11 protein-coding genes and 4 pseudogenes are annotated in these 14,915 nt (G+C 34.5%); 6 read left to right on the forward strand and 9 right to left on the reverse strand.

Going from position 1 to position 14,915, the window contains the following annotated elements; all coding sequences use genetic code 11:
• Positions 1-7 precede the first annotated feature (7 nt).
• From AAGD79_RS05435 to AAGD79_RS05445, 3 genes are all read right to left on the reverse strand, one after another.
• Complete coding sequence (locus tag AAGD79_RS05435; protein WP_077188332.1) at positions 8-292, reverse strand: BolA family protein; 285 nt, start codon at positions 290-292, stop codon at positions 8-10.
• Between the two features lie 70 nt (positions 293-362).
• Complete coding sequence (gene dnaK / locus AAGD79_RS05440; protein ID WP_341811257.1) at positions 363-2,285, reverse strand: molecular chaperone DnaK; 1,923 nt, start codon at positions 2,283-2,285, stop codon at positions 363-365.
• Positions 2,286-2,371: 86 nt separating this feature from the next.
• Positions 2,372-4,135: a ribonuclease E/G gene (locus AAGD79_RS05445; protein WP_264329440.1), complete on the reverse strand. Its 1,764-nt coding sequence runs from the start codon at positions 4,133-4,135 to the stop codon at positions 2,372-2,374.
• A gap of 149 nt (positions 4,136-4,284) precedes the next feature.
• Here AAGD79_RS05445 and rpmG point away from each other — a divergent pair, with 149 nt between their 5' ends.
• Together rpmG and AAGD79_RS05455 are read left to right on the forward strand one after the other, a co-directional pair.
• On the forward strand, positions 4,285-4,485 hold the full coding sequence (gene rpmG / locus AAGD79_RS05450) for a 50S ribosomal protein L33 (RefSeq protein WP_064124823.1): 201 nt from the start codon (positions 4,285-4,287) through the stop codon (positions 4,483-4,485).
• 25 nt (positions 4,486-4,510) lie between these two features.
• Positions 4,511-4,786, forward strand: coding sequence for a helix-turn-helix domain-containing protein (locus tag AAGD79_RS05455; protein WP_096616492.1), 276 nt, complete (start codon positions 4,511-4,513; stop codon positions 4,784-4,786).
• 383 nt (positions 4,787-5,169) lie between these two features.
• Here AAGD79_RS05455 and AAGD79_RS05460 read toward each other — a convergent pair whose 3' ends face one another.
• Entirely contained in the window at positions 5,170-6,051 is an 882-nt protein-coding gene (locus tag AAGD79_RS05460; RefSeq protein WP_341811258.1) for a zinc ABC transporter substrate-binding protein, read from the reverse strand.
• Between AAGD79_RS05460 and AAGD79_RS05465 the strand changes: the two genes are divergently transcribed.
• The 3 genes and pseudogenes from AAGD79_RS05465 to AAGD79_RS05475 all read left to right on the forward strand — a co-directional run bounded on the left by AAGD79_RS05465 (position 6,043) and on the right by AAGD79_RS05475 (position 9,614).
• Positions 6,043-6,783, forward strand: coding sequence for a metal ABC transporter ATP-binding protein (locus tag AAGD79_RS05465; protein WP_341811259.1), 741 nt, complete (start codon positions 6,043-6,045; stop codon positions 6,781-6,783). The genes AAGD79_RS05460 and AAGD79_RS05465 overlap by 9 nt on opposite strands.
• Positions 6,780-8,210, forward strand: a complete 1,431-nt coding sequence (ubiB, locus tag AAGD79_RS05470) for a 2-polyprenylphenol 6-hydroxylase (protein WP_341811260.1) — start codon at positions 6,780-6,782, stop codon at positions 8,208-8,210. The genes AAGD79_RS05465 and ubiB overlap by 4 nt, the downstream gene beginning before the upstream one ends.
• A gap of 539 nt (positions 8,211-8,749) precedes the next feature.
• Positions 8,750-9,614: pseudogene (locus AAGD79_RS05475) on the forward strand (IS982 family transposase).
• Positions 9,615-9,711: 97 nt separating this feature from the next.
• On the opposite strand, the gene AAGD79_RS05480 reads toward AAGD79_RS05475, so the two are convergent.
• The 4 genes and pseudogenes from AAGD79_RS05480 to AAGD79_RS05495 all read right to left on the reverse strand — a co-directional run.
• Complete coding sequence (locus AAGD79_RS05480) at positions 9,712-10,047, reverse strand: transposase (protein WP_341811261.1); 336 nt, start codon at positions 10,045-10,047, stop codon at positions 9,712-9,714.
• Positions 10,048-10,214: 167 nt separating this feature from the next.
• The gene (locus AAGD79_RS05485) at positions 10,215-10,562 is read right to left on the reverse strand and encodes an IS630 transposase-related protein (protein WP_151808004.1); all 348 of its coding nucleotides are present in this window, start codon (positions 10,560-10,562) and stop codon (positions 10,215-10,217) included.
• Between the two features lie 178 nt (positions 10,563-10,740).
• Positions 10,741-12,336, reverse strand: a complete 1,596-nt coding sequence (locus tag AAGD79_RS05490) for a hypothetical protein (RefSeq protein ID WP_341811262.1) — start codon at positions 12,334-12,336, stop codon at positions 10,741-10,743.
• 175 nt (positions 12,337-12,511) lie between these two features.
• A pseudogene (locus AAGD79_RS05495) lies at positions 12,512-12,919 on the reverse strand (IS4 family transposase); the annotation flags it as partial.
• 216 nt (positions 12,920-13,135) lie between these two features.
• On the opposite strand from AAGD79_RS05495, the pseudogene AAGD79_RS05500 reads away from it, so the two are divergent.
• Positions 13,136-14,024: pseudogene (locus AAGD79_RS05500) on the forward strand (IS110 family transposase); the annotation flags it as partial.
• A 569-nt stretch (positions 14,025-14,593) separates the two neighbouring features.
• On the opposite strand, the pseudogene AAGD79_RS05505 reads toward AAGD79_RS05500, so the two are convergent.
• A pseudogene (locus AAGD79_RS05505) lies at positions 14,594-14,905 on the reverse strand (transposase); the annotation flags it as partial.
• Positions 14,906-14,915 lie beyond the last annotated feature (10 nt).

Consider the following 14,915-nt stretch of genomic DNA (forward strand, 5'->3'; position numbering starts at 1 on the left):
ATTTTTATTATTTATTTTTTAAATTGTACTCATCTTGCGTATACAAGTGAAGAGAAATTGCATGTATTAGCTCTATCTCACCCTTCAATAACTCATAAATCAACTTGTGTCTTTTTAGAACGCTCATTCCAATAAAGCCGTCAGATATTAATATTAATTTAATGTGCGAAGGTAATGTTGAAGATGAAGCAAAATAATGATCAGCATGCTTTGCTGATTCATCGATAATGTTGATATCAATTACATCTATCGAATCGCGTATCTTTTCTTCTATTGTTTTAATAATATCCATAATGGTTTCTTTAAGCAACAATATGCTCCTCTTGTCATCCCAGTATCAGCTACTTGGATGACAATCGCAATTACTTATTCTCTTCTTTATTATCTATGTCTTGATAATCAGAATCTACTACTTTTTCCTCTTTATCATTTGGATTTCCTTCTGATGAAAAGCCATTTTCAGCACTATTTTGTTGAGATGCTTGATACATAGCTTCTCCAAGTTTCATAGATAATTGAGAAAGATTAGTGACTTTCTGCTGTATTGAATCAGCGTCATCAATGTTATCAGATTTACTAACTTCTTTTAATTCGTTAACTGCATTTTCAATAGCAGATCTATCTTCTGGTGAAACTTTATCACCATACTCTGTCAGAGACTTTTCTGTAGAATGGACTAAGCTATCCGCTTGATTCTTCACTTCAATAAACTTTTTGCGCTTTTCATCTTCTTGCGCTTTTTCTTCAGCTTCTTTTACCATGCGATTTATTTCATCATCAGATAAACCACCTGAAGATTGAATGCGTATTTTTTGCTCTTTTCCAGTAGCTTTATCTTTTGCAGAAACGTGTGCTATTCCATTTGCATCTATATCAAATGTCACTTCAATTTGTGGCCTTCCGCGCGGAGCAGGAGGTATCCCTTCCAAACTAAACTGACCAAGTAGCTTATTATCAACTGCCAGTTTTCTTTCACCCTGATGCACCTTAATTGTAACAGCTGTTTGGTTATCTTCTGCAGTTGAAAACACCTGAGATTTTTTAGTAGGAATTGTAGTATTACGCTCAATAAGTGGAGTGAATACTCCTCCTAGAGTTTCAATACCAAGAGAAAGTGGGGTCACATCAAGTAGTAACACATCTCTTACATCACCTTGAATGATCCCCGCCTGTATTGCAGCTCCAATTGCTACAACTTCATCAGGGTTAACTCCTCTATGTGGATCTTTGCCAAAGAATTCTTTAACTTTCTCTATGACTTTTGGCATACGAGTCATGCCACCAACAAGAACCACTTCGCCAATTTGACTAGCAGATAAACCAGCATCCTCAAGAGCTTTTTTACAAGGAGCCATAGTTCTTTCGATTAAATCATTCACTAAGCTTTCAAGTTTTGCTCTCGTTAATTTCATATTTAAGTGTTTTGGACCACTTGCATCAGCTGTAATAAACGGTAGATTTATTTCCGTTTCCATTGCACTTGATAATTCAATTTTCGCTTTTTCAGCAGCTTCTTTGATTCTTTGCATAGCCATTGGATCATTTTTCAAATCAATGCCATTACTTTTCTTGAATTCATCTAGTAAATAACTCACTACTCCATTATCAAAGTCTTCACCTCCAAGATGGGTATCACCGTTTGTTGCTTTCACTTCGAAAACTCCATCACCTATTTCAAGTATTGAAACGTCAAATGTACCACCACCAAGGTCATATACTACTATTGTGTGCCCATGTTTCTTATCAAGACCATAAGCAAGTGCTGCAGCAGTCGGTTCATTTACTATTCTGAGTACATTTAATCCGGCAATTTTTCCTGCATCTTTTGTTGCTTGACGTTGAGAGTCGTTGAAGTATGCTGGCACTGTTATCACAGCATCTTTTACTTCCTCTCCAAGATAAGCTTCTGCTGCCTCTTTCATGTTTTGTAGTATAAATGCACCAATTTGACTAGGAGAATATTCTTTATTATCAGTTGTTTTAACCCATGCATCACCACTTTTTGCTGCAAATACTTTGTATGGTACACTTAGATTTTTCATCTCAGGATCACTATATTGACGGCCTATTAATCTCTTAGTAGCAAAAAAGGTATTACTTGCATTGGTGATTGCTTGCCTTTTTGCTGGAGCACCAATCAACCTTTCTCCTGAAGAAGTCAATGCAACTATAGATGGAGTAGTTCTTGCCCCTTCTTTATTTTCTATTACCTTTGTATCCTTGCCCTGCATTATTGCAACACAAGAATTTGTTGTTCCGAGATCTATGCCTATTGCTCTTTCCATAATGAGTACCCCATTGTAAATATTATCTGATATAAGAATATATAAGTATAGGGCTCATTAATTACAAGCCCAATTTAGGTTTCTAATTAGTTATTAGAACTTAAAAGGCGCGAAAGCCACTTAGTCAGCCAAAAATTGCCTCGTAGTTTATTTGAATTATCAGCTTCTTCATTGCTGCTATCCCCAATTTGGTATCCAGAGTTCTGTAATGGCTTATAACCGTTTAAATTAACATCATCTCCTTGTTTTAAAACAAATGTATTTACATCTAAACTGTTATCAATACTAACGTTCAATGTAATATTAAACTCTTTTTCGATTGTAGAAACTGTATTGCGTTTGTTATTAAAAATGTGCGCTATAACTGCACTGTGTGCTACTAAATCAAAAGACTTATTTCGATTCTTGTTAGCAATATGTTGTAAATCCCTTAGTATTGATGAAACAATTACTTCGTTTGATTTTACTCTTCCAGTACCTTTGCAGTGTAAACACTCTGTAGTATTAATTTCTTGTATGTTTGGTTTAATTCTTTGTCTTGAAAATACCATTAAACCAAAGTCATTTATGTAGCTAAATTGAACTTTAGCTTTATCATCTTTAAACGCTTGCTTTATAGCAGACTCAACAGCTCTGCAATACTGATATTTCAACATATCAATAAAATCGACTACTATTAATCCTGATAGGCCCCTAAGATTCACCTGTCTTGATATTTCAGGTACTGCTTCCATGTTGGTTCTATAAGCTGTTTCTTCTATGCTATCTTCTCCTGTCATCTTTCCTGAATTTACGTCTATTGAAACAAACGCCTCAGTTAAAGTTATTATCAAAGACCCACCAGATGGCAATTCTACTCTATTGCTATATAACTCAGAAATTTGATCTTCGATTCCGTAGTAAGTAAAGATCGGAGCATAACCTCTATACAATCTATAGCGCAACTTACTACCTTTTAGTGCATTGTTAGCATATTGCCTAACTGCCTCAAAAGCTTCCTTTCCAGACACTATAACTTCTATACCATCGCTACAAAAATCACGAACAGATCTCATAATTACATCTGCTTCATTGTAAATTAATGATGGAACGTTTACAGAGAAGGCATTTTTTTGAATGCTCTGCCATAATGAGGATAAGTAATTGTAATCCTGCTCAATTTCTTTCTTATTTTTTCCTGAACCAACAGTTCTTACTATTAAACCTGATCTTTTTGGCAAGTTTATTGAACTCAGTATCTCCTTTAACTGCTTTCTGACATTAGCATCTTCAATTCTGCGGGACACTCCACCTTTGCTCATGGAATTTGGCATGAAAACACAGTATCTACCCACTAAAGTTATGTATGTTGTAAATGAAGCTCCTTTATTGCCTCGTTCCTCTTTAGTTAGCTGGACCAATACTTTTTGATTTACTGAAATAACATCTTGTAATTTGTATTTTTTATATAAAGGTACCTCTCTTACAAAACCACTACCTGATTCGTTGACATTCTTACTAGCTGCAGAATCTGAAGAAACATTTGCTGAGGCTTCTTCTATACAATCGTCATTTGAGTAGCCCTCAAAGATAGTTTCCTTTTCTTTTTCTGGAATGTTGAAGTAATCTAGAGATATCTCGGAAAAAGACAAAAAACCTTGCTTATTTTTCCCATATTCAATAAATACGGCTTGCAAAGAAGGCTCTATACGCTTTATATAAGCAACGTATATATTACCTCTTAATTGTTTTTTTTCCTTGAATTCTTGTTCAAATTCTACAACCTTGTTATTAATTGACAAGGCAACTCTTACCTCATTAGAACAGATAGAATTTTCTATCAATAATACCCTTTTACCACTATTTGTCACTTATTTACCGTTTGCTTTTTATTCTGAAGTTAACTTTATGCTACTTAATGCACTGTTGATTGTCAAGGATTTTGCAATCTGCATTATTCGATTGACTTTTAGTATTTTGCGTAATAAACTCGCATAGAATTTATTATATCATTATAAGTATGGCGAAAAAAAATGCTTCTTTGCTCGTTAAGTTAGTCAGCACTGCAATCAAGATAACAAAAACTGGTGAAGAAAAATCAACTGGCTATTTTTATGTAAAAAAGCGTAATCCAAAAAAGCTCACCAGAAAACTGGAGTTTAGGAAGTATGACCCAGTAGTCAGAAGGCATGTGTTATTTAAAGAAGAAAAACTAAAGTAATTTTTTTATAAGGAATTTTATTATTATGCAAAATTTACAATTAAGTTATCCTATAATAGTAGAGTTGGGGGATGTGAAAGATACAAAACTGAAATTAATAAAGGTCATTGCACAATTAATAGGTAAGAAGTACAAAACACAGAAAAAAGCAGCAAACGCTCTAAAGATTGATCAACCTAAAGTATCTCAAATCAATAGATCAAAAGTCGAAGGGTTCTCCTTAGAATACTTGCTTAATTTATTGGTTGCATTGAATCAAGACATAAACGTAAGAATAAAGCATAATTCTAAACCTGCATAATATGGTATCCGTTCAGCGGAGTGGCAAAATAAGGTAGACAAGATAAATCAATCCCGGTGTCAAGCACTGGGATGACAAGGTATAAACCTTATCGTCATGCCGCCGCGAACCGTCATACCGCGATTCATTCGCGGTATCTCTAGATCCCGCTAACAAGTAGCGGGATGACGGTTATCAGGCCAGCACCCCTACGATGTCATCCCAGTCTGGGATCCAGGAATTTTATTAAGTTAGTAAGCATAAAAGTAGCCGTTTTATGTTAAAATACAACGTTTTGATGATTATGAAAAAGCTGGATTCCAGACTGGAATGACACCATTTGTTGTAAACTCACTTCTTCTTGATTTGTAGAACAATAAAACAGTAAGCTAAAAGGGAACTTATTACTCAACAAAACAAGACTTAAAATTTTGTGCAATGCTATTGATTATAGCTAGATATGCATCTTTTCCAGGCTCTATGTCTGATCCAATAGGATCAAGAACTACCATTTTTGCGTCATTAGAAAGGGCGTTAGGCTTTATGCTATCTTCCTGTGAATGAGCAAATATACATTTAACGTTTTCTTCCTTCATTATCTTTTTTAGCTTCATTAAACTCTTCATACCTATGTAAGAATCCTCTTCTATGGAAAGAATAGCGCTTGGATGATTTAGACCAAAATATTTTTCAAAATATTGATAAGCATCATGAGTAACGATGTATTTTTGATTTTTAAAATCATTCAGTTCTTTCATGATTTCTTTTACTTCTTGGTCTATTTTTTTTATAGCTTTTGTTGCATTAGAACTGTATCGATGGGAATTTCCTTTATCTATGTCAGACAATGTTGCACTTATAGAAAGTATCATGCTCTTTGCATTTTTGGGACTCAGCCACATGTGTAAATCTTTTTCATCTTGAATGTGAGTGATTTTTCTAGAAAATGAATGTGGCCGAGTAGGAAGTAGGTTGATTGCCTTTGACAATTGCACTAGTTCTTTATTATTTTTGGCGAAAGTTTGAACAAACGTCTCTAAGTTATCGTCAACATAAAATATAACGTCACTTGATTCTAAATTACTCGCATCAGATGGCTTTAATATATAATTATGTGCAGATGTTGCATAGCCAAGCAATTCCGGTTCTAAAATCCCTTCTGTAACAGAAGCTACAAGTGAGTGGATAGGTTTGATTGTAGCTACAACTTTTAAATTGGATGAAAAGGCAATATTATAGTATAGTGTAAGTGAAAGTAATAGAAAAAAAGCCAGTAAATGTCTCATATAAACGTTGAGAAGAAGTTAAATTTTGTCAATAAATTGAATAATGTCAATAATCGTCTTCTAAAAATAGAAAATCTTGCTCTCGCATATGATGGTAAAAGAATCCTTGACAATATCAATATGTTCATGGAAAGAGGAGACATAATTACAATACTTGGTCCAAATGGTGGAGGTAAAACCTCTTTAGTGAAAGCAATTGCTGGTATAAATAAAAATTATACTGGAAATATTGTGTTAGCTGAGAACACAAAAATTAGCTACATGCCGCAAAATTTTAGTATTAGTAATTTGATGCCAATAACAGTTGAATATTTTCTTTTAAATAGCTCCTTGAAAAGACTAAAGAAAAATCAATCCATTATTACAGAAACGATAGAGTTGGCTGGTATCGGTAACATTTTGAAAAATCAAGTATTAGAAATTTCTGCAGGGCAAACACAATTATTACTGCTTGCACGTTGTTTAATTGCAGAGCCTGACTTGATCATTCTAGATGAGCCAGTTAGTGCAATGGATATTAACGCACGGGCTAAGTTCTATGATATTATAAGCAAAATAGCAAAAAACCGATTAGTGTCGATTCTTATGACTTCTCATGATCTTAACTCTGCTCTACCATGCTCAGATTACATAATTTGTATAAATAATACTGTCTACTGCCAAGGTAAGCCTGGTGAGATTATGAAGGATAAAACCCTAAATGAAATATTTAGCAGTTACGCAGCGAAATGATTCAAAATATTTTGCGTCTTCTGCACATAACTACAGTGCTGACGCGTTACAATATATTACCTTATTTACTTCCACCATCAAAGAAATCAATAAATAAGATACAAGGCCATAAACTAAAGCGTGCTCTTGAAAAATTAGGTCCGGTGTTCATTAAGTTTGGGCAGTCTATCTCATCACGTACTGATGTTTTAAATGAGGATATAACAAATAACTTGTTATTGATATGTGATAGATTGCCATCGTTTTCACATAAAATAGCAGTTAAAACTATAGAAAGTGAGTTTAATTGTAAATTGAGCGACATTTTTTCAAGCTTTTCTGAAAAGCCAATTGCAGCAGCATCGATTTCTCAGGTGCATAGAGCGGTTACAACTGAGGGTAAAGAAGTTGCTGTGAAGGTTTTAAGGCCAAATATTGAGAAAACATTCTCAAGGGATATAAAAATGCTTTCTTGGCTTGCAGAAATTGCAGAAAAATTTAGCGAACAATCAAAAAGGCTGAGGCCAATTGAATTAGTCAAAACTTTTGCTGAAATTTGCCGATTAGAGTTAGATCTACGTTTTGAAGCTGCTCACTCTTCGGAACTAAAGGAAAACACAAAAAATGACAGAGGTTTTTACGTACCTGAAATAGATTGGAATAGAACTTCGAAAAAGGTTTTAACATTAGAATGGATAGAAGCAACGCCAATATACGAAGTTGAAAAACTGAATAATCGTAAGCAAATAGCTATCAATCTTATAGAATCGTTTTGCAATCAAGTATACAGGGATTGTTTTTTTCATGCTGATATGCATCCTGGAAATCTAATGGTTGATAGTAATAACAATATTATTGCCCTGGATTGTGGAATCATGGGTAGAATAGATCGTGAGACATGCTATTACGTTATAGAGATACTCAAAGGCTTTTTAAATCGGGATTATGATCACGTTGCAAAAATGCACTTTAGAGCTGGTTATGTTTCATCACAGCATAGAAATTTTGTCACAGCTTGCAGGGCAATAGGTGAACCCATTATTGGGCAGCCTATACAGAAGATTTCATTTGCTAGTTTACTTGCTCAGCTATTAAAAATAACTGGTGATTTTGATATGAAAGTTCAAACACAATTGTTATTGCTGCAGAAAACTATGATTTTACTGGAAGGGACATGTAGAAAGATCTACTCAGAAATCAATATGTGGAAAGTAGTTGAAGCGTGGATAAGCAGTCAACATGAAAATAAAATAGGGTATAGGGAAAAAATTAGAAGTTCTTATCCCATAAAAACAATCCAAGGAATATTTAGCCTTATAGAAAAATTGAACCTAATAGCTGATAAAAAATTAGAAAACATCCAAATTAAAAATAAATCAAATGGAAAAGTCTATTTTTTATTGTGGTTTGTAATTATAATTCTAATCGTTAAACTTTTAATTTCTTAAACTATGGGAAAAAACTGCGTCAAATCCAATTTTTATTCAACTTAATTTTTAATCTGCAGGAGCCGAGTTGAGAATGTCCAATTTTCCACTTTCTTTATGTATAGCCTTTCTTATAATAGTCCGAATGCGATAAGATATGTGTTTATGGCTATAGCAGGCCAGTAGCATATTACGGTCTGTTCGGATTATTGTAAAAAGAGCTATATCTGTTCAGCAGAGTGGCAAAATAAGGTAGACGAGAAAAGACAACTATAGGAACAAATGGGTGTCATGCCAGTGCGTGACACTGGCCTCTTGTTTCAATGTTAAACAAAATACCATAGAATTCAAAAAGACAATTCCTAGAAAATTTCTACATCCAAAAAAGGCATAAGTTATGTTAATGCTGTTTGAATGAGATGATATAAAGATAAGCCAAATTTTTACAAAGAAAACATTTCAAACCCCAGTTATGGATTAGAAAACAGATAAAAGTAGAATTAATAAAGAGGGAAATAGGGTAAACTCAAGTATTTTAACAATAATTTAAGAGGTTACCCATGAAGAAAGATATTACAGAACTTTACTGCTGCGTCGAGGATTTTTGTCGTGTAGTAGATGAAAATTTTGCAAATAAGTTCTTATCAAATGGCAAAAAACCAACCAGAGTACCAGAAATAGCGCACTCAGAAATGCTAACCATAATCCTGTTATACCACCAATCGCCATGTAAAAACTTCAAGGCTTTTTATCTTTGTTACCTTAAGTTACTCTATAGATCAGAATTTTCAAAGATGCCTTCATATCACAGATTTATTGCCTTAAAGCCGAGAGTTTTACGGTATTTAGCATTACTTCTTCAATGGTTCTGCGAACAAGCGAAAATGACAGGTACTTCCTACATTGACACTTCTACGATTGCCATTTGCCACAAGAAAAGGATCTCTAGGAACAAAGTTTTTGATGGTTTAGCAGAAATTGGTAAGAGCACGTATGGTTGGTTTTTTGGCTTTAAATTGCACTTGGTGATTAACGAAATTGGAGAAATTCAATCACTTACTCTAACCAAAGGTAACGTTGATACCTGTGCCAACTATAACTAAAAGACTGACAGGACTTTTGTTCGGAGATAAAGGCTATATCAAGAAGGAGCTCTTTGAGGAACTCTTCGATAGAGGTTTAAAGCTTGTCACTAAAGTGAAAAAAGGCATGAAAAACGCACTAATCTCACTAAAAGAGAAGGCTTTATTGAGAAAAAGGTCGATTATTGAGACAGTCTTTGGTTGTTTAAAAAATAAATTTGAGCTTGAACATACACGGCACAGATCGCCAATAAATTTTCTGGTACATATTTTTTCTACATTAATTTCATATTCCATGCAGTCAAAAAAGCCTTCTATTTCTAAGCCTTACTGTGTTGGTTAATCCATAACTGGGGTTTCAAGCAGCAAGACACCTTTGATTGAAAGAGAGCACCAAATTTATGGGGTGAGTAACTGCGCTATTTCAACTATAGTATTTTCTAAAACGAATGATAAACGTCTAAAATGGTATTACCAACTAAAAGGTGTAAGTCTGTACATTGATGCATTAGAGGTCTGAGGCAACTTTTGATGGTGTGCCAACAATGCTCTATCGGATTTAGATCAGGTGAATATGTTGGAAGATAAAGCAAATGACAGCCAAAAGACTCTATTAATGACTTTGTTTTGGGAGTTTTATGGAATGTAGCATTACCCATAACTATGGTTGTATCACGCTGTAATTGTGGAAGTAATCTTCGCTCTAACCATACATTAAATATATCTTTATTAAACCCTCCTGTGAAGGTCATTGGTGCAATAAACTTCTCATCCACCTATTATACTCACTCTTTCCCGCTTTTTTCCTGGAACATCAGCATATATTTTTTCTCCTCTTGGAGCTCGTGCATATTCTCGGTATAGTCTATTATCAACTCCTGCTTCATCTATATATAAAATGCTACAGTGGTCTATTTTTGAGACTTTATCGATAAATTGCTGCCTATCTTCTTGATTGCGCTCTTGATAGAATGTGACTTTTTTTAAAGGTTATTTTTAGCTGTCTTAATCTATACCAAATTGCACTTATCCCAAAGCCAAGGTTTTGTTTCATTTCTGCTAGTGTGTGATCTGGGTGTTTTTTGACATATTCTTCGAGTATTTCTGGATCTATTTTTCGAATAAAACCAGTACTTTTTACCGCTTTGAGACCTTGGCCAGTAGCTTTCTTTTTTAGCCATCTATATAGTGTTGCTATCCCTATCTCAAAAACCTCTGCAACTTCAACCTTTGACTTTCCTTTTTCTACCAAAGACACTGCTTTTTCCCTTAAATCTACACTATATACCATCGCTTTCCCTACTTTAAAAAAACATATTATACCTTTATCATTCGCTTTTGAAAATACTATAGTTAGCGGAATGACGGTTTTTCAAATTGTCGGTAGATCTAAGTCAGTTTAGCTATAATTTCCTAAATTTGCTCACAATCTCTTGACTTGACACATATGTTTTTTTTCCCAAATGTTACTATCTTCCTCCTTTTCCTTTCTCAATTTGTGCAACCATTTCCTTTACATTTGCATGCGTGAGAAGGGAATTTTTGCTGACATGAGATTTTGGATCAGATTTTGCTGTTACGTGTTTCGTTGCAGATCTTTTATTCTCTGTTAGAAATGAATGAGATTGTTTTTTCTTCACACCGATATCCGCTTGTGCTGCTGGAGTGGTTTTGCTTTCAGCAAGCTGTACATTAGCATTTCCTTTTGCTTGATTTTGCTCAAATTTTTCTTTTAATGCCTTTACTTTACTGCCCATCTCGCGATTAGCTCCTCCTTTCATAGTAGCTGCTGCTACTTTTGGTATCGCCTTACCAGCAGCTTTTTGTGCTGATTTCCTATTGTCTTGATTTTCAGATTTTAGTGGTACTCTTTCAGCTGATTTTTTAAGAATTACTCCTACTACTTTTGGCTCTGTGCTTACTTTTTGATTAGCACGGCTTAGATTTTTAGGCTTTGGCGGTACTGCAGGTTTATCTTTGATTACCACTTTCGATTCTTGTCTAACTTCTTGACCAGTAGTAAACATTTTTTTTGGCACTTGCGGTGGTTTTGGTGGTACGAGGGATTGAGGTTGTTGTTTCTGCTTACGTTCTCTTTTTGCTTCTATATGTTCTTTAGGAACTGTTGCATAAATTGGCTCTTCTTTGGGCGATTTTGAACTCTGCGAATTTTCTATTAAAATTTTACTCTTCTTCTCTTGATAATTTGATATCTCTTTGTATACAGACTCTTCATTTAATGAACTTCCATAGCCTGAATCTTCTCTCTGCTCATATAAAGGATTTTCCTTTTGCTTTTTCTCTTGATAATTTGATATGTCTTCATATTCAGACCCCTGATCTAATGAACTTTCATAGCCTGAATCCTCAGAAGGATTTTCCTTAGCATCAGGCATACTAAAACTATTAGCTCCTTTTAGTAAAGAAGATGTAGACTTTGCCTTGCTTTCTCCATCTGAAGATATTTCTGATTTAAAGCGTACCTTCCTCGAATCTGGAGCAGCCGGAGGTGCTGTTGTTGGTCGCTTTATTTGCCTCATGCGATTACCACCTAATTTTTCTTTCGGCTGTTCTTCTTTTCGCAGCTCAAAAGTACCTTCCTTTTGCTTTCTACCTTCCAAACTCACTTCGTGTGATCTATCTTTTCCTTGACTCTTTTCACTTTGTTCTAAATTTAAAGAATCTTTTAAAATATTATTTTTTCTGAAATCTTTTTCTAATTGTTCCAAGAGATCAATTTTTTTTAAAATTCTTGTATACTTAGCTGCTGTTTCTAAAGTGAAACTTGACAACTCATCATTTACAAAATTACTTATACTACTGTTCTTGGTTGGAAAATTTTTTCCCAAAATTCTATTCATTAATGTTTTAAAAAGACCTAATGGCTGTTCTACATAATTGTTCAAGTCAGTATATATAACAAACTCAGCTATACCTTTTGCCTCACCTGTAAAACCTTCTAATGCATGAGATAAATCCCTTAACGTTTTGTTATATTGTTTCTCTGCATTTCCTAGCTTTACAGCTTTGATCAGAGAATCGAGATTTTTTTTTATAGTTCTCACTTTTAAATGGATTATTCATACTAATTACAGCTCATTATTTATTAAAATATAGATCTAAAATATTAAGATCTAGTAAATATTACTTTTGTAATTCATGTAGAACTATAGCTATAATAAGTAAGATTCCCTACGTCATACCGCCGCGGTATCTCCAGATCCCGCTAACAACTTACTATTACCCACAAATATGAGGTTCGTGAGCAAGTCGCCATCCTTCTGCTAAATCAAAGAGACGTTTATATCCTTTCCAAAGAACATAAGGTCCTGGTTCTGGGTCATTTTTTCCTGCTAAATGGCCTCCAAGTTCATGAAACAGCTTCTTTTATGTTGGGAACTACACTTGGACATGGTTTTCTGTGTATTTTAACGTATAAAACTTTCCATTCCTCTTCAGCTAATAAGGTAGTACATGGTAATGTTGGGTTAGCTCTTGCAATTGATGTAATAAAGAAGATCCTCCAAGCAATAATACTCACAACTGTTAGATATCTCATTAGTCTTTCTGCTATTCCAAGCCTACATTCTTCAACTTTGAGACCGAATTTAAAATTTTATGTAATATCTCTATTTTCCATCTAAGGCAATTGTAAGTTAAAAACGTGATATAAAAGAGATAAGAGAGAAAGATAACCCTGCTCACTAGGAATAGCGGGCGTGCGCGACCGAAAGGAAATTGGTATTACAACCGTTGGTATCAAGGTACGCTAGCCCTATCTCTCGATACGTTTGAATAGTTGCTTGGGACATATATATGCACCCGTTTACAATCTTAAATTAACTAAAACTATCGAGGTTTATTATGGTTACATCTTATCAAAATTTTATTGGCATTGACATCGGAAAATTTAAAAATGTCGTTGCAATTCACAAACAGAAGAATGCTGTCGAATTTGATAATAATGCTTCTGGTTGGCAACAATTATTTCAAGAGTTTTCAGATATTCTACCTAATGCTTTAGTGACTTTAGAAAATACAGGGAAATATGAGCTTGGCTTATCACATTTTCTTACCGACAAAAATATTGCCGTGCATCGAGCTAATACTCGTAAAGTAAAAAGCTTTATTTTATCTCACGGAACTTTAGCAAAGTCTAGATGCAAGAGCTCTTGCTCAATATGGATTTGAACGCCATAGAACTATCTCTCTATTTGTACCTACCTCTACAGAACAATCAACTTTGGCTGCACTTTGTCAACGTCGTGATGATATTACGCAAATGAGAACTCAAGAAAAATGCAGACTTGAAGCACCGGAAAATGATCATATAAAAGAAAGCTGTCAAAAGACCATTGAGTTTTTCGATAGTCAAATAAACGAACTCAATGATACTATACAAAAGATTATTGATGAAAGCCGCGAATTACAACAACGCCAAAAAATTCTTAAAACAGTTCCTGGAATAGGTAAAAAGTTATCACAAGATTTTTTGTGTTTAATGCCAGAGCTTGGTTACTTAAACAGAAAAGAAGTAGCAAGTCTTGCCGGAGTTGCACCGCATCCAAAAGAAAGTGGTAAAGCTGTTGGTTACCGAAGGATTACAGGTGGTAGAAGTAACGTTCGTTCAAAGCTCTTTACAGCCGCTATGGCTGCTACAAGGTCAAAATCTATACTTGGCGCCTTTTATTCTAAGCTTGTTGAAAGTGGTAAGAAGAAGATGGTGGCTATAACAGCCCTAATGCATAAAATTAGTGATCAGAGTAGACACCGTTACTGTATTTTACAGCTATGGCTTTTTTGTTGTTTATATTCAACATTACGTGCAATTTTCTCGTTTGCTCATAGCCACGATATTTTCTGTCAGTGCTATCAACTATGTTTTTTAAAAATTTTTTTATTTGTGTAATTTTGCAAATTATAGCTCTTTTTACAATAATCCGAACAGACCGTAATATGCTACTGGCCTGCTATAGCCATAAACACATATCTTATCGCATTCGGACTATTATAAGAAAGGCTATATATGGGCAATAAAAACCCGTTTGTCATAGAAATAGAATTTTATATCAAACAGCTACCACAGCAATTTCTGCTTAAGCTAATGAATATGTGCTTTAAGTCTGTGTGGACGCACATATTCATTAGCCAATTTCAGTTACCGTTGTGAAGATTTTTAAGTATGCAAATTAATTGCTTCTTTAAGTCTTGTATTAGCAATTATAGCCTTTCTTATAATAGTCCGAATGCGATAAGATATGTGTTTATGGCTATAGCAGGCCAGTAGCATATTACGGTCTGTTCGGATTATTGTAAAAAGAGCTATACTATAATTTTATGCATTAGGGCTGTTATAGCCACCATCTTCTTCTTACCACTTTCAACAAGCTTAGAATAAAAGGCGCCAAGTATAGATTTTGACCTTGTAGCAGCCATAGCGGCTGTAAAGAGCTTTGAACGAACGTTACTTCTACCACCTGTAATCCTTCGGTAACCAACAGCTTTACCACTTTCTTTTGGATGCGGTGCAACTCCGGCAAGACTTGCTACTTCTTTTCTGTTTAAGTAACCAAGCTCTGGCATTAAACACAAAAAATCTTGTGATAACTTTTTACCTATTCCAGGAACTGTTTTAAACCCCAGT

Source organism: Wolbachia endosymbiont (group A) of Oxytorus armatus (assembly GCF_964027005.1).
Classification (GTDB): Bacteria; Pseudomonadota; Alphaproteobacteria; order Rickettsiales; family Anaplasmataceae; genus Wolbachia; species Wolbachia pipientis.

Coding starts and splice junctions, on each gene's coding strand:
- AAGD79_RS05435 (WP_077188332.1), bottom strand. CDS start 292: ATGGATATTATTAAAACAATAGAAGAAAAGATACGCGATTCGATAGAT.
- dnaK (WP_341811257.1), bottom strand. CDS start 2,285: ATGGAAAGAGCAATAGGCATAGATCTCGGAACAACAAATTCTTGTGTT.
- rpmG (WP_064124823.1), top strand. CDS start 4,285: ATGGCGAAAAAAAATGCTTCTTTGCTCGTTAAGTTAGTCAGCACTGCA.
- AAGD79_RS05455 (WP_096616492.1), top strand. CDS start 4,511: ATGCAAAATTTACAATTAAGTTATCCTATAATAGTAGAGTTGGGGGAT.
- AAGD79_RS05465 (WP_341811259.1), top strand. CDS start 6,043: ATGTCTCATATAAACGTTGAGAAGAAGTTAAATTTTGTCAATAAATTG.
- AAGD79_RS05460 (WP_341811258.1), bottom strand. CDS start 6,051: ATGAGACATTTACTGGCTTTTTTTCTATTACTTTCACTTACACTATAC.
- ubiB (WP_341811260.1), top strand. CDS start 6,780: ATGATTCAAAATATTTTGCGTCTTCTGCACATAACTACAGTGCTGACG.
- AAGD79_RS05485 (WP_151808004.1), bottom strand. CDS start 10,562: ATGGTATATAGTGTAGATTTAAGGGAAAAAGCAGTGTCTTTGGTAGAA.